Source organism: Sphingomonas sp. Root720, assembly GCF_001428605.1.
Classification (GTDB): Bacteria; Pseudomonadota; Alphaproteobacteria; order Sphingomonadales; family Sphingomonadaceae; genus Rhizorhabdus.
In genome coordinates this window covers 1111078-1136121 of the sequence record NZ_LMID01000001.1, presented here as the reverse complement: position 1 = coordinate 1136121, position 25044 = coordinate 1111078, and the positions used below count along the sequence as shown (strand labels likewise).

The following is a 25044-nucleotide window of genomic DNA, read 5'->3' as shown; positions in this document are numbered from 1 at the left end:
AGGAGTGGCTCGGCTTGGCGGCAGTGGTGCCCGGCGACCGTTTGTTTCGGACCCGACGCCTCGCCGGGCCGGCGCGGCTCGATCTGCGCGTAGGCCTGAGGGAAACCGACGGCGCGCCGTGCCTCGTCGTCTCCCCAGGGGCAGCGGGTGCAGGTATCTCTTCGTTCGAGACCGGCGGCCTTCGACTGTCGCGCGTTGCCGATCCGGGTGGCGTCCTGCTTGTTCTGTCGCTCGAGGAGCCGGCGCGACGTGAGCTGTTTGCGGCGGTCTGCAGTGACTGTCTCCGCGCCGTGATGCGCGGTGAGGATGAGGCGGACGACGATCTGCTCGGTGTGTTCGCCGCGCGACTGTCAGCGTGGCGCGCGTTTTTGAGAGATCAGATCGGCGCGCTGTCCCGCAGCGAAATGATCGGGATCATTGGCGAGTTGCTGTTGTTCGGCCAACTCACTGATATCGGCGCTGACGCTCTCGCAACATGGAGGGCACCCGATGACGGCCTGCACGATTTTGAAATGGCGGGTGACAGTATCGAGGTGAAGACATCGCTCGGCGGAGCGCGACAGTTCCATGTGTCCACTCTGGATCAGCTCGATGACGCAGGGCTTACGTCGCTGCATGTAGCGCATGTCAGGCTCATCGAGTCTCCCGACGGTGAAACGCTCGCGGATATCGCGGATCGCATCGAGACACAGCTGGACAGCGAGCGTGCGCGCGGCGCGTTCCGCAATGCGCTGCTGCGCCGGGGCCTCGCGCCGGGTACAGACGATGATGCCGGGCCGCGTGTGCGACTGGCAGGTACTGATTTCTATGCCGTGCGCGACGGGTTCCCCCGTCTACGGCGCGGCGAGGTGGCGCTCGGCATTGCTGAGGCAACCTATGAGCTTGAGGTTCGCGCGCTGGCTGAATTCCAGGCAGACGGCACAGCAGTGCTGAGCAGGTTCGGGGGCGGACAATGAGTGATGACGCGACAGCCGAATTCGCGCGGACATTGGCAGCGGAGATCGACGAGGCCCGAGACGATCCGGGGGTCGATCTGCCTTCGACCGAAGCGCTGTTCACGCGCACCGTCATCGATGAGCTTGAGGAGATCGGACATTTCGCGGCGGCCTTCGATCTGGCGCAGGAAGGTAGGGTCGGCCGCTCGCCTTTCCAGATCAGTGGATATGCTATCGACGAAGATGCCGGGCATCTGACGCTGTTTGCCACCCATTATTCCGGCGACCTGCCACCGAGGCGCATTCCTGCTTCGGAACTGCTGAAGACCGCAGAGCGGGCCGGGACATATGTTGCAGCATGCATTGGCGGGCTTGCGGACCGGATCGAACCGTCCAACACTGAGGCCGGCGACCTTGCGCGGCAGGTTGCATCGCTCGGCGAGCGCATCGACCGGTTCCGCATCGTCGTCCTCACCGATGGGATCTCCGGCGGCGCACTGCCGGCGACAATTGAAAGCCATGGCAAGACCGTCGAGGTCGACCTCTATGACATCGTCCGACTTTACCGCGTTCTTGGCGAAGGCCAGACGCGCGCCGACATCGACGTCGATCTTGTCGCACTCTCCGGGCATCGCATCGCCTGTCTGCCGGTGGCGTCCGGCGCAGGCCATTATGAGGCGTACCTCGCAGCATTTCCCGGGGAGACGCTTTCACGCATTTACGACCGTTACGGCACCCATCTGCTGGAACTGAATGTGCGTGCCTTTCTCGGTCTGTCCGGGCGGAAATCAGTCAATGCCGAGCTGCGCCGAACGCTGGTCGAGCAGCCTGAGATGTTTCTGGCTTTCAACAATGGCGTGGTAGCGACCGCTGATGAAGTCCGCCTTGAGCGGGAAGGTGGCGCCGTCTTTCTGACCGGGCTTCGCGGTCTCCAGATCGTCAATGGCGGACAGACCACAGCCTCGCTTCACCGCGCTCGGCGCAAGGAAAGCATTGGACTCGGCAATGTTGAGGTGCCGGTCAAAATCATCCACGTGACCGAAGGCGACCTTGAGGAAATCGTCGGGTCGATTTCGCGCGCTGCAAACCGCCAGAATACTGTGCAGCAGGCAGACTTCTCAGCCGGTGACCCATTCCACCGCGAGGTCGAAACGCTTGCGAACAACGCATGGCTGGAATCCGGTCGGGGACGCTGGTTTTACGAACGCGCACGGGGATCGTGGCTGGCCGCCGAACAGAAGGCCTCCTATCGCTCCACCGAGCAGCGCGCGTTCCGCGAACAGACGCCAAAGGCGCGGCGGTTCGGCAAGCTCGACCTTGCCCGCTACCTCTCCGCCTGGGACGGTTTTCCGTGGCGCGTGGCATTTGGCGGACAGAAGAACTTCCAGGTGTTTATGCAGCGCCGCAAGGAAACGACCGCACCGGCGCCGGACGCGGCTTGGTTCAGGCGGCTGATCGCGCTCACCATCCTCTACCGGGCAACCGAACGTCTGGTACGCGCTATGAAGTTCGCGGCCTACGGCGCCAACATTTCCGCCTATCTGGTTGCGGCTATCGGAGAGCGGACTGGCGGCCGCATCGATTTCGATCTCGTCTGGCGGCAGCAACGCCTGTCGCCTGAACTGGAGACGCTGATCACCGTTTGGGCGCCGAAGATCGATGAGGCTCTCCGCGCGAGCGTCGGGAGCCGTAATCCGACCGAATGGTTTAAGAAGGAAGACTGCTGGGCGGACTTGCGCCACCGTCTGCCCGCCCTTGCCGACCCTTTGCCGCCGGAGCTGACGGGGGTGCCGTCGGACAGTGGTTTCGTTGCAGCGGACCATCTTGCGAGCGGCCTAAACGTCGCGGATTACGACCGGATCGAGGAATGTATGCGGATTCCCTCGTCGGCCTGGGTCGCCACGGCAGAAGCCGGTCAGCGCAGCGGGGTGCTGCATTTCAAACTCGCCGGTATCTGCATGACGCTCGCCAATTACGCAGCGGGAGGCTGGTCCCGTCGGCCATCAATCAAACAGGCGAAAAACGGCTTAGAGAGTGTGGCGAAAGTGCGTGCCGCCGGGCTGTTCGACGAGGATCAGCGTGAGGCTGGCTGATGGCGAGCGAAGCGATGTTGGATCACTGCCATAGTCATCAGGCTCCGATAAGGTCTGCTGTTGCGCCTGCAATCGTGGAGGCTGATCGACGCCCGAATCATCCTATTAAGGATGATTGGGGAACAGGTTCGTGTCCCTTCTACGGACCGAATTTAGGGGGTGGACCACGAGTGGGCCACGAAACAGGAGGGTGCCAAAAACCCCAGCATTTTTGGGCTTTTCTGAGCCGATATGAGTCCTGTAAGCGCACCATTTCCTTCAGCAGTATAAAGAGCGCGCTTCCTATGGGAGTGCTTTCGGCCGTTCCCCGCAGTGGGAGGGGCGTGAGAGTTGATAACCGCTTCGAACTAAAAAAGCTTGTAATGTGGGATTTCATTTGTTCACTCTATGTTCGACCTTGAATATGGAGAGAGCAAATCTGCTTGGACGCAACACAGAACGACGCATCTATGGGTCAGGCTCTGGGGCTCATCAGTACACGGCTGCCTGTGGGCATTTTCGACCAAAGTGCTTTCAACAGAAAACCGCCGAATCCAAAATATCCCCCGAAACGGGAAGCGCCTGGGAAGGCAAGAAACCAACGTCCCAGATCATCGAACGAGCTTTGTTTCTCCGGCTTTCTGGCGTTGCTTCTCCGACCTTCGCAATGCGGGAGTCACAGGTCGGCTCCGGTAAGCGCATCATTTCCCCGATCGCCGACAAAGAGCGCAGGCGCGCTGTCCATGGTCGGGACGGGCGCCCCGACCGCCGCGCGCAGCTTCCAGCGGGCGGCGCACGCGGCGCGCGGCTTCGGCTAGCGCCCCGCTGCGCCAAGCACCTCGACGAAATTGGCGCTCGAATAGACACCCATGCTGTAGCCGTCGGCGACCTCGTGGATGCTGACGCCGGTCACCTCGAAGCGTTCGCCGCTCGGTTCGAGCCCGAAGACCGGGCCGACATGGCGGCCGCTGATGGCATAGGCGATGCCGAAGCCGTCCTCGCTCGCGAAGGACCAGCGCACCGTGAACTCCAGATCCTCGAACGCGTCCACCTGGGCCTGCAGCATCGCGAGGAGATCGTCGATGCCGTGCGCGGGCTGGAGCGGATTGCGGCAGACGAAGGCGGGCGACATGATCTCGCGGATCAGGGCGAAATCGCCGCGATAGGCGTCCAGGTACATCTGGGTGAAACGCTGGCGGTTGGTTTCCACGGCGGTCATGGGCAGTCTCCCGAATATGATCGCGACCGAAGCCGCGAGCCTCAGTAGAGGTCGGTCTTCATCCCGTGGTCGTAATGCGCGTCGAGCTCCTCGACCTCGACGTCGGCGAGCTGGCCGAGCGCGATCATCATCTGGCCGGCGCTCGGCAGCGAGCGCTTGTCGATCCGCGATTCCGCTTCCCAGAATCTGGCGCGGTTCACCGCCCGGCCGCAATGGAAGATGACCTCCTCGACGGTGACGACGATCGCGCTCTTGGGGATCCGAGCGCCTTCGCCGACCTGCGCGAGCAGCTCGGGATCGATGCTGATCGCGCTGCGTCCGTTGATCCGCAGGAAGATCTCCAGCCCCGGGAAGATGAACAGCATCGCCACGCGGTCGTCGCGCTCGATGTTCCGCATCGATTCGATGCGGTTGTTGCCCGGCCAGTCGGCGAAGGCGATCCGCTTGCGGTCGAGCGCGTGGACGAAACCCGGCGGGCCGCCGCGGGGAGAGGCGTCGAGCCCCGTCTCGCTGCCCGTCGCCAGGCAGAAGAAGGTCGCGACCTGCAGATAATCGAGGTGGAAATCGGTGAGATGATGGGTGATCGCCTTGCCGATCAGCTCCGCCGGCGGCGAATAGAGCGCGTCGAGGTCTGGCGCTGCCGTGGTCGGATCGGGTTCGTCCATCATCTCATCTCCCTCGCATGGCCGGCGCATGGCCGCCGTCAGAGCGCCTCGATCGGCCGGAAATCCTCGTCGACGCCGAAACAGCGCGGGCCGAGCACCTTCAGGCTTTCGGGGCGTCGTAACATGGGATCGGCGGCGTAGCCGAGCACCTTCACCCGCTGGCCGTAGGCGAGCATCTCGGCGGTCAGCGGTTCGCCGGATTCGCGGTCGAGGATGGTGATCAGGTCGGGCACGACGGTCACCGTCGCGCCGTTGACCCGCGCGACGATGAACTCGTTGCGGATCTCCACCGTACACTCGTCGTCCGATCCGTCGAGCGACCGGATCGTCGCCATGCCCCAATGCCAGCTGTCGCGCGTCTCGTGCAGCACGTCGGTGATCTTGCCGTCGAACAGGATCTTCGCGGTCCGGCCGTCGCGCCCGGAGAGGCAGGCGACCAGGTCGGCGAAGATGTCGCCAGACGTCTCGCGCGCCTGGCGGATGCAGCGGCCGATCTCCAGCGTCTGGGTGATCGTGCGCAGGACCGAGACGCGGCGTGTCTGCTCCCCGCTCATCGGATAGACCGACATGAACGCCATCGATCCCATCGCTCCGGCGACGACCCGGCTCAACTCCTCGGCCATCGCGTCGCTGACCGCGTCGATCGTCACGACATTGCCCGAATCGTCCATCAGCAGGCTGGGGGTCGCCCGCGCGCCGTAGATCGAGAAGGTCGTCATCTCGAGTTGGGGCACCGCGCGGCCGATCCCGTCGGCGTCGACCACGGGCACCCCGCTGATCGCCGAGAGGGCGAGCGGAAACATCGAATTGGCGCCGCCGATCTCGGCGCTGATCAGCGCGTCGATCTTGCGGCCGTAAAAGGCCTCGGTGCGGGTCAGCAGCTCGCGCAGCGCGCGTTCGCTGACGAGATGCTCGACGATCACGGTCGGCGCGCCGATGCCGGCGATCGATACGACGAAGGCGTCGTCGGCCAGCTCGTCGCATGATATGACGCGCGGATAATTGCCGCGCTTGATCTGCTCGGCGACGAACAGCTCGCCGACATAGGGGTCGCCGCCGCCGCCGGTGCCGAGCAGCACCGCGCCGCGCGCCATGTCCTGGATGTCCTGGATCTTGTCTACGGTGAACATGATGATGGTTCCGCGAAAGGGTTAGGCGAGGGAGGCGACGGGGCCGACGGCGCGGACCTTGATCTGGGTGGCGCCCGATCGCATGTGCATCATCGGCAGTTCGATCACCTCGACGATCTCGACCTGGTCGGGGTCGGCGCCGGCCCTGACCGCGGCGGCCTTCGCCTCCTCCTTCGCCATGGCGAGCGCGGTTTCGCGCCCCAGCGTCGGCACGTCGTAGAGCTTGTCGATCCGGCCGCTGACCAGCGCGATCGCCGCGCCCACGGCGTTGGCGACCTCGGCATGCTCCGGCCGCAGCACTTCGGAGGTTCCCCTCAGCGGGCGTGACACGATGATGTTGCCGCCGCCCACCAGCAGCAGTGGCAGCGGGGCGGCATTGACCTTGATCTGGTCGATCGCTTCCTCGATCTGGCCGTGGATGCTGTCCAGCGCGGCCTCGACCGTCTCGGCCGACAGGTCCGCCACCCGGGCGGGATCGCCGATCTTCGCCTGGCCGGCGCGGACCGCGATGTCGCTGGCGGTCAGCGTCTCGCCGCCGAAGATCAGGCCTTCCTGGGCCAGCCGAAAGCCCACCGACCGCGGGCCGACCTTGCAGCCGCTGTCGGTCGTCGTGACGTGACTGCCGCCGCCGACGCCGATCGACAGCACGTCGGGCATGCGGAAGTTGGTGCGCACGCCGCCGATATGGTTGGCCGCCGTCGTCTCGCGCGGGAAGCCGCGCGTGAGGAAGCCGATGTCGGTCGTCGTCCCGCCGATGTCGGCGACGATCGCGTCGGTGAGGCCGGTCAGGAACGCCGCGCCGCGGATGCTGTTGGTCGGGCCGGCGGAGCAGGTCAGGATCGGCAGGCGCGCCGCGATCTCGGGGAGCATCAGCGTGCCGTCGTTCTGGCTGATGAAGATCGGGGCGACGACCGAGAGGTCGGCCAGCGCCTGCTGGAGCGAGCGGACCACGGTGCCGCCCAGCGCCGAGAGGCTGGCGTTGATGATCGCCGCATTCTCGCGGTCCTTGAGGCCGATCCCGCCGACGTCGGCGGAAACGGTGACGTCCGCGTCGGGGATGACGCCGAGGACGATGTCGCGCGCGCGGGTCTCGAGGTCGGGCCGGATCGGCGCGAAATTGGCCGAGATGGCGACGGCGCGCAGGCCGCGCGCCTTCGCGTCGATCGCCGCCGCGCGGATCGCCGCCTCGTCGAGCGGGGCATAGTCCTTGCCGGTATAATAGGCGCCGCCGCCGACCATGTAGACCTGTCCGCCGACGATCGCGGCGATGTCGTCGGGCCAGCCGGCGAGCGGCGGTACGCCATCGGCCTTGGGCAGCGATACGCGGATGATCGCCACCGGCACCAGGTCGCGCCGCTGCACGAAGGCGTTCACGAACTGCGTCGTGCCGATCATCACCGCGTCGATCAGGCCGCGATCGGCACCGCTCTTCTCCAGCATCTCGGTCACGACGTTGACGACGCCGCCGCGCACGTCGGCGGTGGTGAAGCTCTTGGCCGTGGCGACGACCTGCTTTCCGCGCAGCAGCGCCGCGTCGGTGTTGGTTCCCCCCACGTCGATGCCCAGACGCAGGCGTTCGCTAGTCTTCGTCATTCTTCTTCCCGAACAGCTTCATGCCCGAACTAGACCAGCCGGCCGGCCGGCAGGCCAGCGGGCTTTGGAGTAAGCGTCCGCGTTTTGGGGTAGCCGTGGCTCAGCCCAGCGCGTTCCGAACGATCCGTCCGTCGCGCAGGATGCAGCGGATATTCTCGTGCTTTTCGAGCAGGGTGACGTCGTCGAGCGGATTGCCCTCGACGATCAATATGTCGGCGAAGGCGCCGGGCGCGATCGTCCCCAGCCTGCCCTCCATCCTGAGCAGCGCGGCGTTGACCGAGGTGGCCGACCGCAGGATCTCGATCGGACGGCAGGTTTCGCGGCGCAGGCGGAATTCGATCGATTGCTGGGGCATCAGCTTGCCCAGCAGGTCGGTGCCGAAGCCGATCTTCGCGCCCGCCGCGCGGAGCCGTTCGTAGGAGATATTGGCCTGGTCGGCGACCTCGCGCATCTTGTCGATCATCGCCGGCGGCAGGCCGAGCGACGCGCCCGACGCGCGGATCGTCTCGATCACCGCCAGCGTCGGGACCGCGAAGGCGTCCGCCTCGGCGATCGCCTGCGCGCCGCTGTCCTCGAGCAGCGTCGCATGCTCGATCGAGCGCACCCCGTTCCCGACGCAGCGAAGCACCGCCTCGTTGGTGTGGGCGTGCGCCATCACATAGGCGCGGCGCGTATCGGCCTCGGCGACCGCGATCCGGATCTCCTCGATGCTGAGCTGGTTCATCCAGATCGGATCGGAGGGGGAGAGGACGCCGCCCGACACGAACAGCTTGATATGGGTGGCGCCGGTACGCAGCTGCTCGCGCACCATCTTCCGCATCTCGTCGGGCCCGTCGGCGACGACGGCCATCGCCCCGCAATAGGCGCAGGCGCAGGCGTCGTAATGGTCCGGCGCGCGCAGGTCGCCATGGCCGCCGGTCTGGCTGATCGCGAGGCCGGGATAGAACAGGCGCGGACCGTCGATCAGGCCGGTGCGCAGCGCGGTCGCGAGCGAGACGTCGCCGCCGGCCGCGTCGCGGATCGTCGTGAAGCCGCGCTGCAGCGCGCCTTCGAGGATGCGCCTGGCGTGCAGGCCGCGCAGTTCGGGCGCGATCCTGTCCACCAGCACGGGGTTGAGCTCGATCCCATAGGCGTGGAAATGCGCGTCGATCATCCCCGGCATGACGAAGCGGCCGCCCGCGTCGATCCGCTGCGCCTCGGAGCGAAGGGCGGCGGTGGTGTCGCTATCGCCGACCTCTCGGATCAGCCCGTCCTCGATGACGATCGCCTGCCCGTCGGCGATCGTTTCCGAGACGCCGTCGAAGATCGCGCAATTTTCCAGGACCAACAGCATCCGACATCTCCCTTGAAGCGCGACAGTCTAGCGGTCCGGCGCGCCGTTGCGCAGGCCGTGCGGCGGGTAGCGTCGATGGATTTCGGGGGAGCTGGCGATTTCGAGGCCGCCGCGCCTTAACCCGCCCTGTGCACCGACACCGGGAAGGCGCCGAGCCGGACCATGCCGCTCAGCCGGTCGATGTCGCCGACGCTGGTCAGCCGGTTGACATTATGGTCGCCGAAACCGTGTGGCAGCGACGTGACGCCGCGCCGGTGGCGCGGGTCGAGCCGGGCGGGAACGGTGACCTCGCCGCTCGCGGTCGCTACGATCACCTTGTCGCCGTCGGCGATGCCGAGCTCGGCGGCATCCTCGGGGTTGATCGACAGCGCCGCCCGCTCGGGGCGGCGCGGATTGACCGTGCCGTCGCTCATCTGGCCGTTGAGCTTGTTCTTCTGGCGGTGCGGCACCAGCAGCATCGCGTCGTCGCCGGGTTCCGCCCGCGCGAGCTGGTCGAGCAGCTCGGCATCGTCGAGCTTCCACCGCCCGCCCGGCAGGTGGCGATCGATCCAGCGATAGGTGCGGCCGGGGGAGACCAGGGCGGTCGGGCTGGCCTTCACCGTGTCGAAATCGGCGCGGGCGTTGGCCATCATCGGACGCATCACGTCGTCGTCATGCTCGATCCCGGCGGACAGGCCCGCGTCGATACCGAGCCGCGCCGCCAGTTCGCGCAGGATCCACCACAAGGGCTTCCGCTCGGCCGTCGGCTCGACGACGCGTGGGGCGTAGCGCGAATATTCGGCCGGGTTCATGAAGTCCCACAGCACAAGGTCCGCCATTTCGAGCTGCCCGAGGCTCGGCAGGACATGGGTCGCATAAGGCGTGCTCGCGGTCTCGACGACGTCGACCAGCACCAGCATGTCGAGCCTGGCGAACGCCGCGATCAGCCGGTTCGTGTCGGGCAGCGCGATCAGCGGATTGCCCGCGAAGACGAACAGGCCGCGCAGGTTGCCGGCGTCGATCTCGTCGGCGATCGCAACGCACGGATATTCGCCGAGCCGCGACGGCAGGTCGGGGCGGCTGGCCGGGCCCGGCCCGCTCGTGTTCATCGGGGTCCAGCCATGGGCGTCGAGATTGCGGGCGAAGCCGGGATTGATATAGGCCCCGCCCGGCCGGTCGAGCGATCCGGTGACCGCGTGGAGCGCCCAGGTCAGCAGGGTGGTGACATTGGCGTTGCGGCCCATCGAGATGCCGGTGCCGCAATGGATGCCGATCCGGCCGGCCTTGCGGATCGCGGCGACGAAGCCGCTCACCTGCTCGCGCGGCAGGCGCGTTCCCGCCACGGTCGCGTCGAGGGTGAAGCGCTCCACCGCCGCGGCGAGCGCGGGCAGGCCGTCGACATAGGCGTCGAGAAAGGCGCGGTCGGCACCGTCGCGCAGCAATTCGCGGACGGCATGGCCCAGCAGCATGAACTCGCTGCCCGGCCAGGCGGCGAGATGCTCGGTCGCCACCTCGGCGCTCTCGCTGCGGCGCGGGTCGACCACCCACAGGCTGCCTTGCTCGGCCCAGCGGCGCAGCTGAACCTTGGGCGCGGTCATGAAGAAGACGTGGCCGTGCGACACCACCGGATTGACCCCGATCAGCACCGTCATCCGCGCGTCGGGATCGGGCTGGGTTGCGATCATCGGATTGCCGCACACGCGTTCGGAGACGAGCGGGACGCAGGGCACGTCGACCGAAACGGTCGAATAGATCGAGGGGGTCCGCAGCGCCGCTATGAACGGCCGCCAGACGTTGACGCTGGCGCAGGGCACCGCGGGGGTCCCGGCATAGCCGCCGATCGCCGCCGGGCCCTGCGCGTCGATCAGCCTGCGGACATGGCCGGCGATGTCGTCGAGCACGGTCGGCCAGTCGGTTTCGACCAGTTCGCCGCCGCGGCGGATCATCGGCCGGTCGAGCCGTCGCGGATGGTGATGGAAGCGGCCGAGCGCCGCGCCCTTCGAGCAGATATAGCCTTGCGAGACCGGATCGTCGGGATCGCCGCGGACGGCGGTGATCCGATCGCCTTCGACCGTGGCGATGACCGCGCAGTTGCTTCCGCAGAACCGACAGAAGCTGCGCCGGTCCTCGGCCATCAGGCGCTCTCCAGCCCCTCGGCCCAGTCGGTCGAGGTCATCGTGAAGCCGAAGCAGAAACGCACCTGGTAGAGCGCCGCCTCATGGCAGCTCGGCGGCGAGCTGGTTGCCGACCCGTCCTCGATCATCACCGTGTCATAGCCGTGGAAGCTGCCGTCGATCAGCGTCGCGAACACGCACTCGTCCGAATTGACGCCCATCATCACCAGCGTTTTCACGTCGAGATTGCGCAGAATCGAGTCGAGCGGCGAATCCCAGAAGCCGCTGATGCGATGCTTGTCGACATGGATGTCGTCTGGCCGCGCGTCGAGTTCGGCCACGACCTCGGCGCCCCAGCTGCCTTGCTGGAGGATGTGGTGCGGCTCGCTCCGGCCCTTGCCGTGGATCAGGTCGCCGAGGCCGGCCCCGCCGCCGACCCGCGCAAAGGGATAGCGCGTGATCGGGGCGAGGTTGGCGCGGTCGGGACGCGTGCCGAAGCCGACCCAGACGATCGGGATGCCCTTCGCCCGCGCGCTGTCGGTGACGCGGCGGATATTGGGATAGATGGCGTGGATCGGCGCCACGTCTACGCCGAGCGTGTCGAACCAGCCGCCATGGCCGCAAAAGTCGTTCTGCATGTCGACGACGACGATCGCGGTGCGGTCGAGGTCGATCGCGATGTCTTGCGGCTGGGCCCGGAAGGTCGCCGTCCTCTGCGGACCGGCGGGGCGGGTCATGTCGACGAGGTTGCCCGTCACCTCGTAGCCGGTCCGCCGAAGCCCCGTCTTGCCGTCGTCGTTCATCGCCGTTCTCCTGATCGGTCGGAGGCTAGGATATGCCGGGAGGAGGGCAAGCGGGATGGCGGATAGCCGCCATGCGATATGGGTAGCGGCGGGTGCGGACGTCAGGCCGCCGCCGGGACCGGGGCGGGGCGGCGGGCGAGCACGGCCAGCGCGAAGGCGGCGCCGGCGATCAGGAGGAAGCCGCTCGCGAAGAGGCCGACCGCGCCGAGCCCCAGCCGGCCGTTGATGAGCACCGCGGCGCTCGGCCCGATCGCGATCCCCGCGAGCATCATCGCGGGGCCGAAGGCGGTGTAGCGGCCATGGCGGTCGAGCGCCCCGAGCTGGGCGAAGAAATAGGGGACCGAGAAGATGGTGAAGGTTACCAGCAGGATCACCGTCGCCATGAACGCGCCGACGCCGGGCGCGAAGGTGACGCAGGGCGCGGCGACGGCGAGCACGGCGATCGTCAGCCCGACCGCCGCGACCGGGCTGATCCGCTCCCCGATCACCCGGGCGAGCAGCGCCCCCGCGAAGCCGAACGGCATGCCGAAGCCGACCATCTGGCCCGCGCGCTCGGCGCTGAGCCCGGCCGCCTGGCCGATGATCGGCATGAAGGAATTGAGCGTCGCCTGCCCGATGAAGAACAGCCCGAAGGCGATCAGCGTGACGATGGCGCGGCCGCGATGGGCGGGGCCCTCGATCTCGCCCACCACCGCCGGCATCGCCCTGTCCAGCGGCAGCCGGTGGAGCAGGCCGAGCCCCAGCAGGCCGGTCGCCGCCGTCAGCGGAAACATCGCCGACAGGTCGAAGCGGGCGATCATGGCGGTGCAGCCGAGGAACAGCGCGGTCGCGAAGCAGATCTCGACCAGCTGGAAGATCGCATAGCCCTTCTGGACATGCTCGTGGCTGCCCATCAGCCGGTTGGTGACGTTGAGCAGCGTGCCGAGCGCGCCGCCGGTGATCAGGCAGGCCGCCAGGAACAGGGCGGGCGACCGCACCGCCGCCATCAGATAGGCGAGGGAGACCACCGCGAGGGCGGCGCGGGCGAGCGGCAGCAGCGCCACCGTGCGGAACAGGATCGGGGTCGCCAGGTTGAACAGCGCCGCCGCGCCGAGCAGCGCCATCACCGCCGCGCCCGCATACCAGGACGGCATGCCGAGATGCCCGGCGATCTCGCCGAGCCAGAGCGGCATGACCGTCGAACCCGAGAAACCCACCGCGTTGACGCAGGACAGGCGGACGATGGTGGCGGTCTTCATCGGCGCGTGTCCGCCCGGATCATTCGGCGACGCTCACGATGATCTTGCCCGTCTGCTGGCCCGATCGCATACGGTCATAGGCTTTCCTGACGTCGTCGAGCGGGAAGATCCGGTCGATCACGGGTTTCGGCAGCTTGCTGCTCGCCACCGCATCGAGCACGAAATTGCGCCCGCGCGCCAGCCGGTCGGGATGCTTCAGCTCGTTGATCAGCGAATAGCCGTAGATGCCCGCGCGGCGATAGACGAGGTTGAGCACCGAGACGCTGAGCATGTTGTCGTCGCTGCCGAGCGCGCCGTGGATGAACATGATCCCCTGGTCGGCGAGCGTTTCGGTCAGCATCGACACATAGGGGCCGCACAGCGTGTCGCAGATCAGCCGCACGCCCTCGCCATCGGTCGCCTTCATCACCTCGGCGGCGAAATCGTCGCGCTCGGTCGACAGCACGACGTCGGCGCCGTGCCGCTTCAGCATCGCCACCTTGCTCTCCGACCGGGTCGTCGCGATCACCCTGGCCCCGAGCAGTTTCGCCATGCCGATCGAGCCGATGCCGGTCCCGCCGCTCGCCGCCGTGATCATCACCCAGCTTCCCGGTTCGAACGGGAACAGCTCGGCGAAGGGGAAATAGGGGGTCAGATACTGCATCCACAGGCTCGCGGCGTCGGCGGCCGACCAGCCCTCCGGCCAGTCGGTCAGGAAATCCTCCTGCGCCACCGCATATTCGCCGCCGGTCCAATAAGGTCCGATCGCGTTGGGCAGGCTGGTGACGCGATCGCCGATGCGGAAGCGCGTCACGCCGGCTCCCACCGCGTCGACCGTCCCGCAACCCTCATAGCCGACCCGGATCGGCAGCTGGGCCTCGACATAATGGCGACCCTTGGTCAGCAGCAGGTCGGCCTGGTTCAGCGCGAAGGCGGCCACCCTGAAGCGAACCTCGCCGGGCCCCGGTTCCGGAATCGGTGCGGTGCCGACCGTGAAGTCGGCCTCCTCGCCGACCTGATCAAAAATCGCGACCTTCTGGCTGCCCATGCTGCGCTCCGTGGTGGACCTCGTTCGCGACGCTAGGAAGCGCGGCGGGACCGCTCAACCCGTTCGGAGAGTAGCGGCCGGGGAATGCGGGTGGTTGCTATTCCCAAAGCGTCGCTCCGCCGCTCATCATCGCCACGTTGTTCGGGACGGGAGGGAAGGTGGCATGGCGGTGATCCTGCAGTTCGACCGGTTCGGCGGTCCCGAGGTGCTGCGGTTCCGCGACGTTGCGGTGCCACCGCCGGGACCGGGCGAGGTCCGCTACCGGGTCGAGGCCTTCGCGCTCAACCGCGGCGATCTCTTCTGGATGGAGGATCGCTATTACAGCTCGCCCGCGCTGCCGGCACGGATCGGCCAGGAGGCGTTCGGCGTGGTCGAGGCGGTGGGCGATGACGTCGCCGGCTTCGCCATCGGCGATCGGGTCTGTTCGCTGGTGCAGGATGACGGCCGCTATTGCGTCAACGGGACGTTCGCGATCACCCCCGCCCGCTATCTCGCCCACTGGACGGGAGAGGACGATCCGGCCGCGGGCTGTGCGATCTGGTCGCAGGCGCTGACGGCCTATTATCCCATGGTCGAGCTGAGCCGGGTGGGCGAGGGGAGCATCGTGCTCGTCACCGCCGGATCGAGCACCTCGGGCAATGGCGCGATCCAGATGGCGAAGCTGTGCGGTGCCCGCGTGATCGCCACCAGCCGGACGCTCGACAAGCGGGATTTCCTGCTCGGCCTGGGCGCCGACGCCGTCGTCGCCACCGACGGGCTGGACCTCGCCGCGCAGGTCGGCGCGATCACCGGCGGGCGCGGCGTCGATCTCGTCTACGACACGGTCGCCGGGCCGATGATGCCGCGCTATTTCGACTGCCTCGCCCCCGGGGCCCGCATCTACATCGTCGGGGCGCTGAGCGACGATCTCGCGCTGTCGGGGCCGATCCTGCCGCTGATCCGGGCCGGCGCGAGCATCACCGGCTTCTCGGTGTTCAACCACAACCGGCTCGACGCGCCGTTCGACCGCGCCAAGCGCTTCGTCGGGCAGGCGATCGCCGATGGCCGGCTCCGGCCGGTGATCGACCGCATCTTCCCGTTCGAGGAGGCGATCGAGGCCTATCGCTACCTCTCCTCGGGCGCACAGCGCGGCAAGGTCGTCGTCCAGCTTTGAGCCCCTTTCCGTTCCACCCACCGTCAATCACCAAGAGGAGTATCGTCATGGAAGATATCGAACCGGGATGCGAGGGCGTCGCCCTCCAGCTCAAGCGCTGGACCGACGCGCTGATGGTGCAGGATTTCGACGTATTGGAAGACGTGCTGCACGAGGATTTCCAGTTCACCGTCGATCCGCAATTCGCCGGCGGCCGCATGAACAAGACCCGCTTCATCGAACTCGATCGCAAGATCAAGAGCTGCGAGATCAAGTTCCTGGGCATCACCGCGCGCAAGATGGGCGATCTCATCACCTCGCTCGCCTTCGCGCAAGTCACCGAGGAGTTCGAGGGCGATCTCGGCCCCGACATGCCCAAGGCCGAGGACATGGCGGCGATGATGCAGGGTGCGAAGCTGGCCTATGGATCGGGCTGGCGGATGGGCCCGAAGGGCGAATGGCAGTGCGTCAGCCACCACATCTTCGGTTTCATCAACTGAGTTGACTGGCGGTCGCTAGGGGGCCGGTGAGAAACTGGCCTGCACCTTGGCGACCGCCGCCCGGCGGCTCGACACTTCGAGCTTCGAGAAGACCTTCTTGAGGTGGAACTTCACCGTGTGATCGGTGATCCCCATCCGCCGCGCGATGACCTTGTTGGAAAGCCCCTCGGCCAGGTGGCGGACGATCTCCCGCTCGCGCGCGTTGAGCTGGTTGCTGTCGGTCCGCGCCATCGCGCTCGCAATCGCCCGGCGTACGTCGTCGAGATGGCGCCGGGCATAGGCGTCGATCTCGGCGTCGGCGAGCAGCGCCCTGACCAGCGGCATCAGGTCCTCGCCCTCTTCGGCGAACGGCGCCACGAAGCCCTCGGGATAGGCCAGCAGGATTGCGCGCAGCAGGTCCGCCGATGCCTGGTCCGCCGATGCCTGGTCCGGTTCCGGCCGGGCGGCGAGGATCAGCGCCGAGAAGACCAGCCCCTTGATCTCCGAATGCAGCCTGCCGCCGTTGAGTCCCGCCTTGGCCATCCAGCGGGCCGAGTCGAGCGCCTCATCGGGACGGCCGTCGGCCAGGCACAGCCGGATATGAGCGCGGACCGCCCCATCGCGTTCGCGCCAGCTGCGCTGCTCGGCCAGGTCGTCCTCGCCCCTGGCGATGCGGTCGAGCCCGATCTCGCCCGCCATGCGCAGCGCCTCGGCGACGTGGCCGCCCCTGGCCAGATATTCGACCTGCAGGAAGCTGACGAAATCGGGCAGTGGTTCCAGCCCGATCCGCTGCGCGCGGCTTTGCGCCTCCGCCAGGAAGGCGTCGGCCGCGCCGGCGCCCTCGCGCACGAACAGCCGGGTCGCGATGATCGGATAGGCGATCGCATATTGGTCGATCCACGATTCGACCTTGCTATGCTCGGCCAGGCTGTTCTTGAGCGCCTCGACCGCGCTGTCGCTGAACTCCTGCTCGTAGCGGATCGCCGCCAGCAGCAGCTTGAGCAAGGTCGGCGTGCTGACGTCGTCGGGCACCTCGAGGCCCGGCTGCTTCTGGTAATTGGCGATCGCCTCCACCGCCTTGCGCAGCCGGCCGCGCGCGATCAGCACCAGCATCTCGTGCCCGACGATCTGGGTATGGCCGTAACGCGACAGCTCGATGGCATCGTAGATGCCCCGCGCGCGCAGGATCGCCGCGTCGGCCGCGTCGAAATTGCCGCGCAGCTGCTGGGCCAGCATCTGCACGACCTCGCACGACCCCCAGACCGTAGGATCGTCGGCCGCCGCGGCGAGCGCGATGTCGCACATCTCGTCGATCCGGGGCGACCAGCGCGAAACCTGCAGCGTGATGATCAGGTCGACCAGATTGCCTTCGGAGGTCAGCCAGTCGGGATGGCCGTCCGGATCGATCCGGAAATCGCCCGTCGCCGCGCGGATGCGGTCGAGCATCGTCCGGCTTTCCGCGAAGAAGCCCGCCTTGAAGTGGGCGAGCACCGCCATGATCTGGATGCGCGGATGGCCCGCGATCACCTCCTCGGGCAATTCGCGCAGGATCATCCGGAGCGCGGTGGCGCTGTCGGCCACCAGGATGTGCATCGGTCGCAGCGACTGGACGATGTGCCGGACCGTCGCCGCGTCCTTCGCCTCCAGCGCCGCGCGGATCGCCTCGGGGTGGCGCTGGTGCTCGAGGAACCACAGCGCCGCGTTGACCGAGAGCCGCGAACGCCGCGGGCTGTCCGCGCTCAGCGTCTGGCGGAGATGGTCGAGCAGCAGCGGATGGAGGCGATAGGCGGTGCTCGCGCCGTCGCGGCCCATCCACATCAGCGAGGACATGGCGCGGTGGATGTCGCCGAGCAGCCGCGCGCTGTCCTGCCGACCCCGCATCGCGTCGACCAGTTCGGGCTGGACCTCCTCGCGGTCGGCGATGTCGACGAGCAGCTCGAACTGCTCGGGCGGCAGGCTGGAGAAGAGCTGCTCGGCCAGGTAGTTGTGAACCTCGGCGACATGGCCGCCGAAGGTGGCGCGCGCGTCGTGCGCCTGGTGGCGGTCGCGCCACAGCCGATAGAGTTCGGCGGTCACCGGCCAGCCCTGCGTCTGCGCGGCGATCTCGCGCACCTCGGGGGTGTCGACGTCGAGATCGAGCATCCAGGCGAGCTCCTCGTGGCGGAGCTTGAGCTGGAAGGAGTCGATCAGCCGCAGCTGTCCTTCGATCTGGATCGTCGACAGCGGGATTGCCGGGAAGGTGCGCGACGCGATCAGCAGGTGGACCGTGGCCGGTGCGGTGTCGAGAAAGGTCGCCATCAGCGCGGTCACGGCGGGCTCGTTGATCCGCTCGAAATCGTCGATGATGAGCATGATGTGCTGGCCGGCCAGCTCGAGTCCCAGCAATATGTCGTCGAGCGAGAGATCGTCGCGGATCCTGCCGTCCTCGATCGGCGGGGGCCCCGCGATCTCGACCCCGGCTTGGACGAGCGCGGCGGCGATCATGGCGAGGAACATGGCGGGGTCGCGGTCGCGTTCCGCCGCCGAATAATAGGTGACCGGGATCTGCTTGTCTTCGAGCCGCTCGCACCACTGGCTGAGCAGCGTCGTCTTGCCGTATCCGGCCGGCGCGACGATCAGGGTCACGCGGGTGTTCAGGGTCTCGTCGAGGCTGTCGAGCAGTTCACGCCGCTCGCACAGGCGGCCGCGGCGGCGGGGGAGACCCAGGCGCCCGACATCGGCGCCCGTCGCGCGGTGCATCCTGGGATGGCCGTCCTTGGCCGAAGTGGCCCTGCGTATCTGCTTCGCCATGTCGCCGGGAAACAGCATAGGCTCCATGGCATTCCGAAGCAATGTCGGCGGCGCGCGGTCGGCGGCGGCGGTCGGATCTTCGGTCTCGCTCATCGGCGGCTGGCCACGTCGCGGCGCCGGCCGTTCGGCCGGCGCGCGCGGGTCGTGGGATCAGAAGCGGACGGTGGCTTCGACGCCGTAGCGCGAGGCCTGCGAGAGATAGGCGAAGTTGAAGCCGCCCGGCGCGCCGACGAACAGGTTGTCGAAGAACAGGCTGTCGTAGCGCTTGCCGAAGACATTGTCGCCGAACGCCCGGAGCTCCCACTTCTCGGTGCGGATGCCCGCGCTCATGTTGACGAGGGTGAAGGGCGACCGCTTGGCGTTGTTGTCCGGTTCCCAGTACAGGCTGCCCTTGCGCTCGACATCGACACGCGCGATGCCGTCGAGCGTGTCGGTCAGCGGCTGGGTGAACTGCGCGGCCGCGTTGAGGGTGTATTTGGAGGTCAGCGGCACCTTGTTGCCGACATAGGCCGCCGGGTTGAACGACGAACCGGTCAGCGACGCGCCGAACGCCTTGATCTTGCCGTCGGTGTAGGCGTAGCCGAACTCGAGCTGCAACCCCTTCACCGGTCGCGCCTGGAGGTTGAACTCCACGCCCTGGATGCGGGTCTTGTCGACGGTGAAATTGTCCTGGCTGACGCCCCCGGCACCGACCGACACCAGGCTGAGCTGCTGGTTCTTGTAATCGGTGTAGAAGGCGGCGGCGGTCACGTTCACGCGCCGGTCGAGCAGCGCGAGCTTGGTGCCGACCTCATAGGCGGTGGTCTTTTCGGGCTCGAACGCCTGCAGCACATTGGCGTTGGCGCCGCTGTTGAAGCCGCCCGCGCGGAAGCCGCGCGCGACGGTCGCATAGACGTTGGCGTCGGGGGTGAAGGAATAGCGCGCCGAGAATTTCGGCTGGAACTGCTTGAAGGTCCGCTTCTGGCGCAGCGGGGTCAGCGGCCCGGCGGGGTCGAAGCCCGTGGTCAGGTTCTTGCGCGGGTCATAGTCGTACCGGCCGCCGAGGGTGAACTGCAACCGGTCGCTGACGTCCCATTCGGCCTGGCCGAACAGCGCGTAGGAATCGAGATCCTGTTGCTGCAGGGTCTGGGTGAAGGGGGCGTAGACCGCCGCCGCCGGATCGGGATTGCCGGTCGTCAGCAGCGTGACGTTGATGAAGGTCGGGTCGATGTCATAGTGGCGATTGACCTTCAGCATATAGCCGCCGAACACCCAGTGGAACGGACCGTCGCCGTTCGACGAGACGCGCAGTTCCTCCGAGAAGGCCGAGATCAGGTTGTTGAGGTTGCCGTAGACGAAGGGGATGTACGAGACGTCGAGGTCCTGGACCTCGCGCTCGTTCACCTTCTGATAGGCGGTCACCGAGGTCACCGTAGCGGCGCCGAGATCCCAGTCGAGCTTGGCGGAGACGTCCCAGTAGTTCTGCTTGGTGCGTGGCAGGTCGGAGCTCGACTGGTTGGGCCGGCCGAGGACGATCGACTGGTTGAGCTGGTCGGTCGTCACCCCGGGGATGCCCGATCCGCTGCTGAGCGTCTTGATGACGAGCGGCTGCGCTCCGTAGAAGCTGTGGCCGACATCGGCGCCGATCACCGCCGTGAAATTGTCGCTCAGCTTGAAGGTGAGGTCGCCGCGCAGCGCCTCGCGCCGCTCGACCCCAGTCTTCTTGTCGGGGAAATAGGCATAGGCCATGTCGCCGCCGTCATGGCTGAGATAGCCCGACACGCGGAACAGGATCTTGTCCTCGACGATCGGGCCGCTGACCACCGCGGTCAGTTCGCGATGCTCGCGGGTGCCAAGGCTGCCGGTCAGGCGCGCCGTGAACTCGTTGCTCGCCTGCTGGGTGGTGACGAGCACCGCGCCGCCGATCGCATTCTGGCCGTAGAGCGATCCCTGGGGACCCTTCAGCACCTCGATCTGCTGCACGTCGAACAGCGCCTTGCCGAAGCTGTTGGCATAGGGAAGCGTCACGCCGTCGACGACCATGGTGACGGGGGCGTCGCCCTGGTTGGTCTGGGTGATGCCGCGAATGCTCATCCGGAACACGCCGGCCGATTCGCCGTCATGGATCTCGAAGCCCGGGGTCATCGCGACGAAGTCGTCGAGCCGGCGGATGCGCGCATCTTCCAGCGTCTTGGCGGTGAACACCGTGACCGAGTCCGGCACCTTCTGGAGCGACTCGACCTGGCGCCGCGCGGTCACGAGGATCTCGCCCTGATCGACCGCCACGCCGGCGTCCGCCGGCCGCGTCGGCGCCTGCTGCGCGCAGGCCGCGCCGGCCTGGCCGATCGCGATCAGCGAGGCGCCGATCGCCGCCAGCCTGAGGGAAAGGGACCTGTGCGACTGTCTTCCGTGGATCATGATCTTCCCTTTTTCGATGGATTATCTTTTCCAGGGCATCATGCTGTGTGTCCGTGGATCGGCGAACGCATCTATTGGGTAGAGGGGGACCTTTTCGAGTAGTTGGGCACGGCGCAGGCCCCCGGGAGCCCGTCGCCGCCACCTGCAGGCGCATCGCCGGGGCCGCCAGGCAAGGTGCGTGACCTGCGCAGAATGCTGGCTGCCGCGATCGTTCAGCCGGCGATGAAGCGTCCCGAGGCTGGAAAAAGATCCTTCAGCAGGGGCTGGTCGCGATCCGCCGCCGACAGGATCGGGTCCCTGTCCGGCCACGCCACATTCAGCGTCGGGTCGTCCCAGCGCACGCCGGAACGGCCGTTCGGATCGAACTCCTCCGAGACGTCGTTCAGATAATCGGTTTCCCTGTGGCAATAGAAGGCGTTGGCGAGGCCCTGGCTGACGAAGATCCGGTCGCGGCTGCCCGGCTCGTCGCCCAGCAGGAAGCTTTCGCTCTTGCCGAACGTCGGGCTGTCGGGCCGGACGTCGGCGACGACGCATGTCGCCAGTCCGCGAACCACATAGATCAGCTTGTCCCAGGGTTCGGTGTGGAAGCCGCGCAGGACCCGCGCGGCGGACCGCGAATGATTGCCTTGCCGCATGCGCAGCTCGCGTCCGACCGCGGCGGAAATCTCGTTATGCTGGTAGGTCTGCCGGAAAAAGCCCCTGTCGTCGGTGACGAGGTCCCAGGAAACGATGAACAGACCCGTTATGGGCGTGCTTCGTACCGGCAAATGCTTCCTCCATCGAACCTGCGGCGGAAGGGAAGGCGGCGAACATGTCCGCCGGCCGGCCCTCATGGTGACATCGCGACTTTGGGAAAATAAGGGCAAGCATTCAAGCCATATTCAGGAAGCCGGCGCGGCTTGGGATTGGCAAGCGTTCGCCCGCGTGCCACATCGCACCCGTTCCTCAGCCTGGGCGCCGCATGACCGACCCCGTTGCCACCGTCATCATTCCCACGTTCAACCACCGCCTGACGCTGGAGCTCGCGGTTCGGTCGGCATTGGCGCAAAGCGTTCCCGTCGAGGTCCACATCGTCGGCGACGGCGTTCCGGATGCGAACAAGCCGGCTATCCACGATCTGGTCGCCGGCGATCCCCGGGTGACCTTCTTCGACCATCCGAAGCATGAGAGCCGTGGGGAGCCTTACCGGCACGAGGCGATCGAGGCGGCCCGGGGCGGAATCATCTGCTATCTGTGCGATCGCGACATCTGGCTTCCCGATCATGTCTCCACGATGGACGTGATGCTCCGCGACGCCGACTTCTGCCATTCGCTGCCGCTGCACATATTCCCCGGCGAGGATCTGCGCTTCTACGCGACCGATCTGCGCATACCGATCCACCGGCAAAACATGGTGAACCTGTGGAACCGGGTTCCGTTGTCCTGCGCGGCGCATCGCCGCGATTTCTACCAGGGGCTCGAGGAGGGCTGGTCCACGACGCCGGAGGGCCAGCTGACCGATTGGCATTTCTTCAAGAAATTCCTGCGGCGGCGGGATTGCCGAGCCGCCAGTGGCGTGGCGCCGACCGCGTTGACCTTCCCGACGGGCCCCCGACCCGGCTGGACCGACGATCAGCGTTTCGCCGAGCTGGAGGGCTGGCGGGACAAGGTGGCTAACGAGGCGTCCCGGCAGGCATTGACGATCGACATCCTCAAGAAGGCCCTGAAGCAAAGGGACAAGGTCCTCGGCGACGCCTATCTCCGGCTCTTTGAAATGAGCCGCGAGGCCGCGAAGACGGCCGCCCCCGCACCGCCGACGCCCGCCTCGTGAACCCCGACCTGCTCGATCTCGCGCCGCTGAAGGCGCGGGTCCTCGAACTGGGATGCGGCGAAGGAAGCTTCGCCGCCGCCTATCGGCTGCGCAATCCGACCTGCCATTATGTCGGCCTCGAAGCCGATGCCGCCGCCGCCGAAGCCGCCGCGGGCCGGATGGACCGGGTGCTCGTCGGCGCGCTGGCGACGGTGGACATCGCCGCGCTTGCCGCCGAAGCGCCGTTCGACCTGATCCTCGCCGCGGATATCCGCGATCATCTGCCGGACGGGGATGCCGGCCTCTCCCGGCTTCGTGAGCTGCTCGCCCCTGACGGGCATCTCGTCCTGTGCCTGCCCAACGACGGCCATCGCAGCCGTCTCGACCGGCTGACCCGCGATCGGTCGCCGCTGTCTACGTCGCTGTTCCTCGGGCTGGAGAGGCTGTCGGCGGCCCTCGCCAGGACCGGCTTCCGGCTGGTCAGACAACGCCCGCGCAAGACGCCGGCGGACGCGGCCGCGCCGCGGGCCTGGTTGCCGCTGATGGCCAAGGTCGCGGGCAAGGCCGGCCTCGACCGGGCCGCGCTGCTCGACCGCAGCGAGATCGTCCACCACATCCTGATAGCGCGGCGGTCCGACGGGCCGGCGGCGTCGCCTGTGCAGATGCTCGTCGCCGCGATGGCGCCGCGCTTCATGGACGTCCGCGCCCGGCTGCCCGCGCGCTATCTGCAGACCACGCCCGAGGTCGCCCTGCGCTATCAGGAAAAGTCGGTGGCGCTGATGCCGGTCGCCGATGGCGTCGCGCGCATCCTGCTCCTCCAGCGCCCCGCGGTTCCCGACCGGCAGGCCTGGCTCCGCGTGGCCGGCGAGGCGATGCGCGAGGGGTGGCTGGTCGTGACCGAATATGACGACCATCCCGAACTGGTCGGCAAGGTCCTCGGCTGGGCTCCCGAACGGGCGCGCTGGCTGCATGTCGCCTGCGCGCATGCGGTGCAGACCACGACCGAGCGGTTGGCCGCGGTCTTCCGTGATCATAATCCCGCTGTGATGGCCTTTCCGAACGCGGCCTTCGTGCTGCCGCCGTTGCGTGTGCGGCCGCCGGGGCCGCGCCGGATCTTCTACGGCGCTCTCAATCGTGGCGGCTTCGGCGCCGCCGTGGCGCGTGCGCTGGCGCCCGCCGTCGCCGCGCATCCGGACGTGATGTTCGAGGTCGTCCACGACCGGTCCTTCTTCGACGCTCTGCCGACCGGGCGGAAGCGCTTCTGGGAAGCCCAGGACTATGAGAAATATCTGGCCGTCATGGAGGCCTGCGACATCGCGCTGCTGCCGCTGGCGGGCGACGATTTCGAGCTGTTCAAGAGTGACGTCAAATATGTCGAATGCGCCTCGCGCGGGGCGGCGGTGATCGCCTCGCCGGCGATCTATAGCGAGAGCGTCGTCGATGGCCGGACCGGTCTGATCGCGCCCGATCTCGCCGACTGGGCGCCCGCCCTCGTCAGGTTGCTCGACGACGAGGCGCTGCGCGAGGCGCTGACGCGCCATGCGTGGGAGGACGTGCGCGACAATCGCATGTTCGCCGCGCAGGTCGGCCCGCGCGTCGACTGGTATCGCAGGCTTTGGAACGATCGCGCGCGGCTGCACGCCGATCTGCTGGCGCGCTGTCCGTGGCTGGCGGCGGCCTGACCGGCCGCGCGGTCGCCTAGCCGTCGCGCCCCGACGTTCCCGCGGTCCAGTCGCGGGTCTGGCTGAAGTCCCGGCCGTCGCGGCCCGACAGGTGGATCGTCGTCTGCTCGCGCAGGATCGCGTCGGCGGCGGGCACGTCGCGCGCCCAGTCGATCAGCTCGCGGCGGCGCTGGATCGCCCACAACCCGTCCCGGCGGAGATAGTCGTCGACATAGCGCCCCGCCATCAACAGGTCGCGGTCCTCGCCACCCTCGCCGACCAGGCGGTGCCAGGCGAAGAAATAGACCTCGCCGCTCGCGGTGCCGGCCGCCGCATCGACCTCCAGGTCGATCTGGCCGATGATGTGCTGGCTGCCCTTCATCGATGCGAGGAAGCTCTGCGCGAAGTCGGTATAGGTTTCGGGCCCGCCGCGCAGCAGGCCGCAGTCGACATCGGCGTCGGCGTGGAACGAGGAGAGCTGCAGGTCGCGGTCGAGCCGGTCCTGCCCGCGCATATAGGCGTGGATCGCCCGGGTGATCTCGCGCCGCGCGACCAGGTCGGCGACCTCTTTCTCGATGTCCATCGTCCGCCTCTCCCTCTCGCGGTTGTTCGCCGGTCATGGCGCGTCGCCGCCATCCTGTGCGCTTGTGCGGCTCGCCTCCCACTATCCAAAATGTCAGGCCGGGCC

Annotated in this window: 19 protein-coding genes; 6 read left to right on the top strand and 13 right to left on the bottom strand. The window is 67.4% G+C overall.

Annotated features, from left to right (window positions below):
- Positions 1 to 14 precede the first annotated feature (14 nt).
- A complete protein-coding gene (locus ASE22_RS05230; RefSeq protein ID WP_200933229.1) occupies positions 15 to 956 on the top strand; it encodes a PD-(D/E)XK motif protein in 942 nt (313 codons plus the stop codon).
- Positions 953 to 3028, top strand: coding sequence for an AIPR family protein (locus tag ASE22_RS05225; RefSeq protein ID WP_056355819.1), 2076 nt, complete (start codon positions 953 to 955; stop codon positions 3026 to 3028). The genes ASE22_RS05230 and ASE22_RS05225 overlap by 4 nt, the downstream gene beginning before the upstream one ends.
- 793 nt (positions 3029 to 3821) lie before the next feature.
- On the opposite strand, the gene ASE22_RS05220 is transcribed toward ASE22_RS05225, so the two are convergent.
- The 9 genes from ASE22_RS05220 to ASE22_RS05180 all read right to left on the bottom strand — a co-directional run bounded on the left by ASE22_RS05220 (position 3822) and on the right by ASE22_RS05180 (position 14108).
- Positions 3822 to 4226 carry an ester cyclase gene (locus ASE22_RS05220; protein ID WP_056355816.1) on the bottom strand — a complete coding sequence of 135 codons (405 nt, stop codon included), beginning with the start codon at positions 4224 to 4226 and terminating at the stop codon, positions 3822 to 3824.
- A 41-nt stretch (positions 4227 to 4267) separates the two neighbouring features.
- Positions 4268 to 4894, bottom strand: a complete 627-nt coding sequence (locus ASE22_RS05215) for an MSMEG_1061 family FMN-dependent PPOX-type flavoprotein (protein ID WP_162248256.1) — start codon at positions 4892 to 4894, stop codon at positions 4268 to 4270.
- Between the two features lie 35 nt (positions 4895 to 4929).
- The gene (locus ASE22_RS05210) at positions 4930 to 6021 is read right to left on the bottom strand and encodes a DUF917 domain-containing protein (RefSeq protein ID WP_056355814.1); all 1092 of its coding nucleotides are present in this window, start codon (positions 6019 to 6021) and stop codon (positions 4930 to 4932) included.
- 21 nt (positions 6022 to 6042) lie between these two features.
- Entirely contained in the window at positions 6043 to 7614 is a 1572-nt protein-coding gene (locus ASE22_RS05205; protein WP_056355812.1) for a hydantoinase/oxoprolinase N-terminal domain-containing protein, read from the bottom strand.
- A gap of 100 nt (positions 7615 to 7714) precedes the next feature.
- Entirely contained in the window at positions 7715 to 8947 is a 1233-nt protein-coding gene (locus tag ASE22_RS05200; protein ID WP_056355810.1) for a metal-dependent hydrolase family protein, read from the bottom strand.
- Positions 8948 to 9063: 116 nt separating this feature from the next.
- Positions 9064 to 11061 (bottom strand): molybdopterin-containing oxidoreductase family protein, encoded by a 1998-nt coding sequence (locus ASE22_RS05195; RefSeq protein WP_056355808.1) that lies wholly within the window; start codon positions 11059 to 11061, stop codon positions 9064 to 9066.
- Complete coding sequence (locus ASE22_RS05190; RefSeq protein ID WP_056355806.1) at positions 11061 to 11843, bottom strand: cysteine hydrolase family protein; 783 nt, start codon at positions 11841 to 11843, stop codon at positions 11061 to 11063. The genes ASE22_RS05195 and ASE22_RS05190 overlap by 1 nt, the downstream gene beginning before the upstream one ends.
- A gap of 101 nt (positions 11844 to 11944) precedes the next feature.
- Positions 11945 to 13081 (bottom strand): hypothetical protein, encoded by a 1137-nt coding sequence (locus tag ASE22_RS05185; protein WP_056355804.1) that lies wholly within the window; start codon positions 13079 to 13081, stop codon positions 11945 to 11947.
- A 19-nt stretch (positions 13082 to 13100) separates the two neighbouring features.
- Positions 13101 to 14108, bottom strand: coding sequence for a zinc-dependent alcohol dehydrogenase family protein (locus ASE22_RS05180; RefSeq protein ID WP_056355802.1), 1008 nt, complete (start codon positions 14106 to 14108; stop codon positions 13101 to 13103).
- A 163-nt stretch (positions 14109 to 14271) separates the two neighbouring features.
- On the opposite strand from ASE22_RS05180, the gene ASE22_RS05175 reads away from it, so the two are divergent.
- Positions 14272 to 15261, top strand: coding sequence for a zinc-dependent alcohol dehydrogenase family protein (locus ASE22_RS05175; protein WP_056355801.1), 990 nt, complete (start codon positions 14272 to 14274; stop codon positions 15259 to 15261).
- A gap of 47 nt (positions 15262 to 15308) precedes the next feature.
- Positions 15309 to 15740: a hypothetical protein gene (locus ASE22_RS05170; protein WP_056355799.1), complete on the top strand. Its 432-nt coding sequence runs from the start codon at positions 15309 to 15311 to the stop codon at positions 15738 to 15740.
- 15 nt (positions 15741 to 15755) lie between these two features.
- Here the strand turns inward: ASE22_RS05170 and ASE22_RS05165 are convergent, their stop codons facing one another.
- From ASE22_RS05165 to ASE22_RS05155, 3 genes are all read right to left on the bottom strand, one after another.
- Positions 15756 to 18602 (bottom strand): LuxR C-terminal-related transcriptional regulator, encoded by a 2847-nt coding sequence (locus ASE22_RS05165; RefSeq protein ID WP_056550203.1) that lies wholly within the window; start codon positions 18600 to 18602, stop codon positions 15756 to 15758.
- A 57-nt stretch (positions 18603 to 18659) separates the two neighbouring features.
- Complete coding sequence (locus ASE22_RS05160; protein WP_056355794.1) at positions 18660 to 20906, bottom strand: TonB-dependent receptor; 2247 nt, start codon at positions 20904 to 20906, stop codon at positions 18660 to 18662.
- Between the two features lie 212 nt (positions 20907 to 21118).
- Positions 21119 to 21673, bottom strand: a complete 555-nt coding sequence (locus tag ASE22_RS05155) for a dTDP-4-dehydrorhamnose 3,5-epimerase family protein (protein WP_056355792.1) — start codon at positions 21671 to 21673, stop codon at positions 21119 to 21121.
- A 194-nt stretch (positions 21674 to 21867) separates the two neighbouring features.
- On the opposite strand from ASE22_RS05155, the gene ASE22_RS05150 reads away from it, so the two are divergent.
- Positions 21868 to 22716 carry a glycosyltransferase family 2 protein gene (locus ASE22_RS05150; protein WP_056355790.1) on the top strand — a complete coding sequence of 283 codons (849 nt, stop codon included), beginning with the start codon at positions 21868 to 21870 and terminating at the stop codon, positions 22714 to 22716.
- Entirely contained in the window at positions 22713 to 24377 is a 1665-nt protein-coding gene (locus tag ASE22_RS05145; protein ID WP_056355788.1) for a class I SAM-dependent methyltransferase, read from the top strand. Before ASE22_RS05150 ends, ASE22_RS05145 begins: the two co-directional genes overlap by 4 nt.
- 16 nt (positions 24378 to 24393) lie before the next feature.
- Here ASE22_RS05145 and ASE22_RS05140 read toward each other — a convergent pair whose 3' ends face one another.
- Positions 24394 to 24939 carry a nuclear transport factor 2 family protein gene (locus ASE22_RS05140; protein WP_056355787.1) on the bottom strand — a complete coding sequence of 182 codons (546 nt, stop codon included), beginning with the start codon at positions 24937 to 24939 and terminating at the stop codon, positions 24394 to 24396.
- Positions 24940 to 25044: the final 105 nt, after the last annotated feature.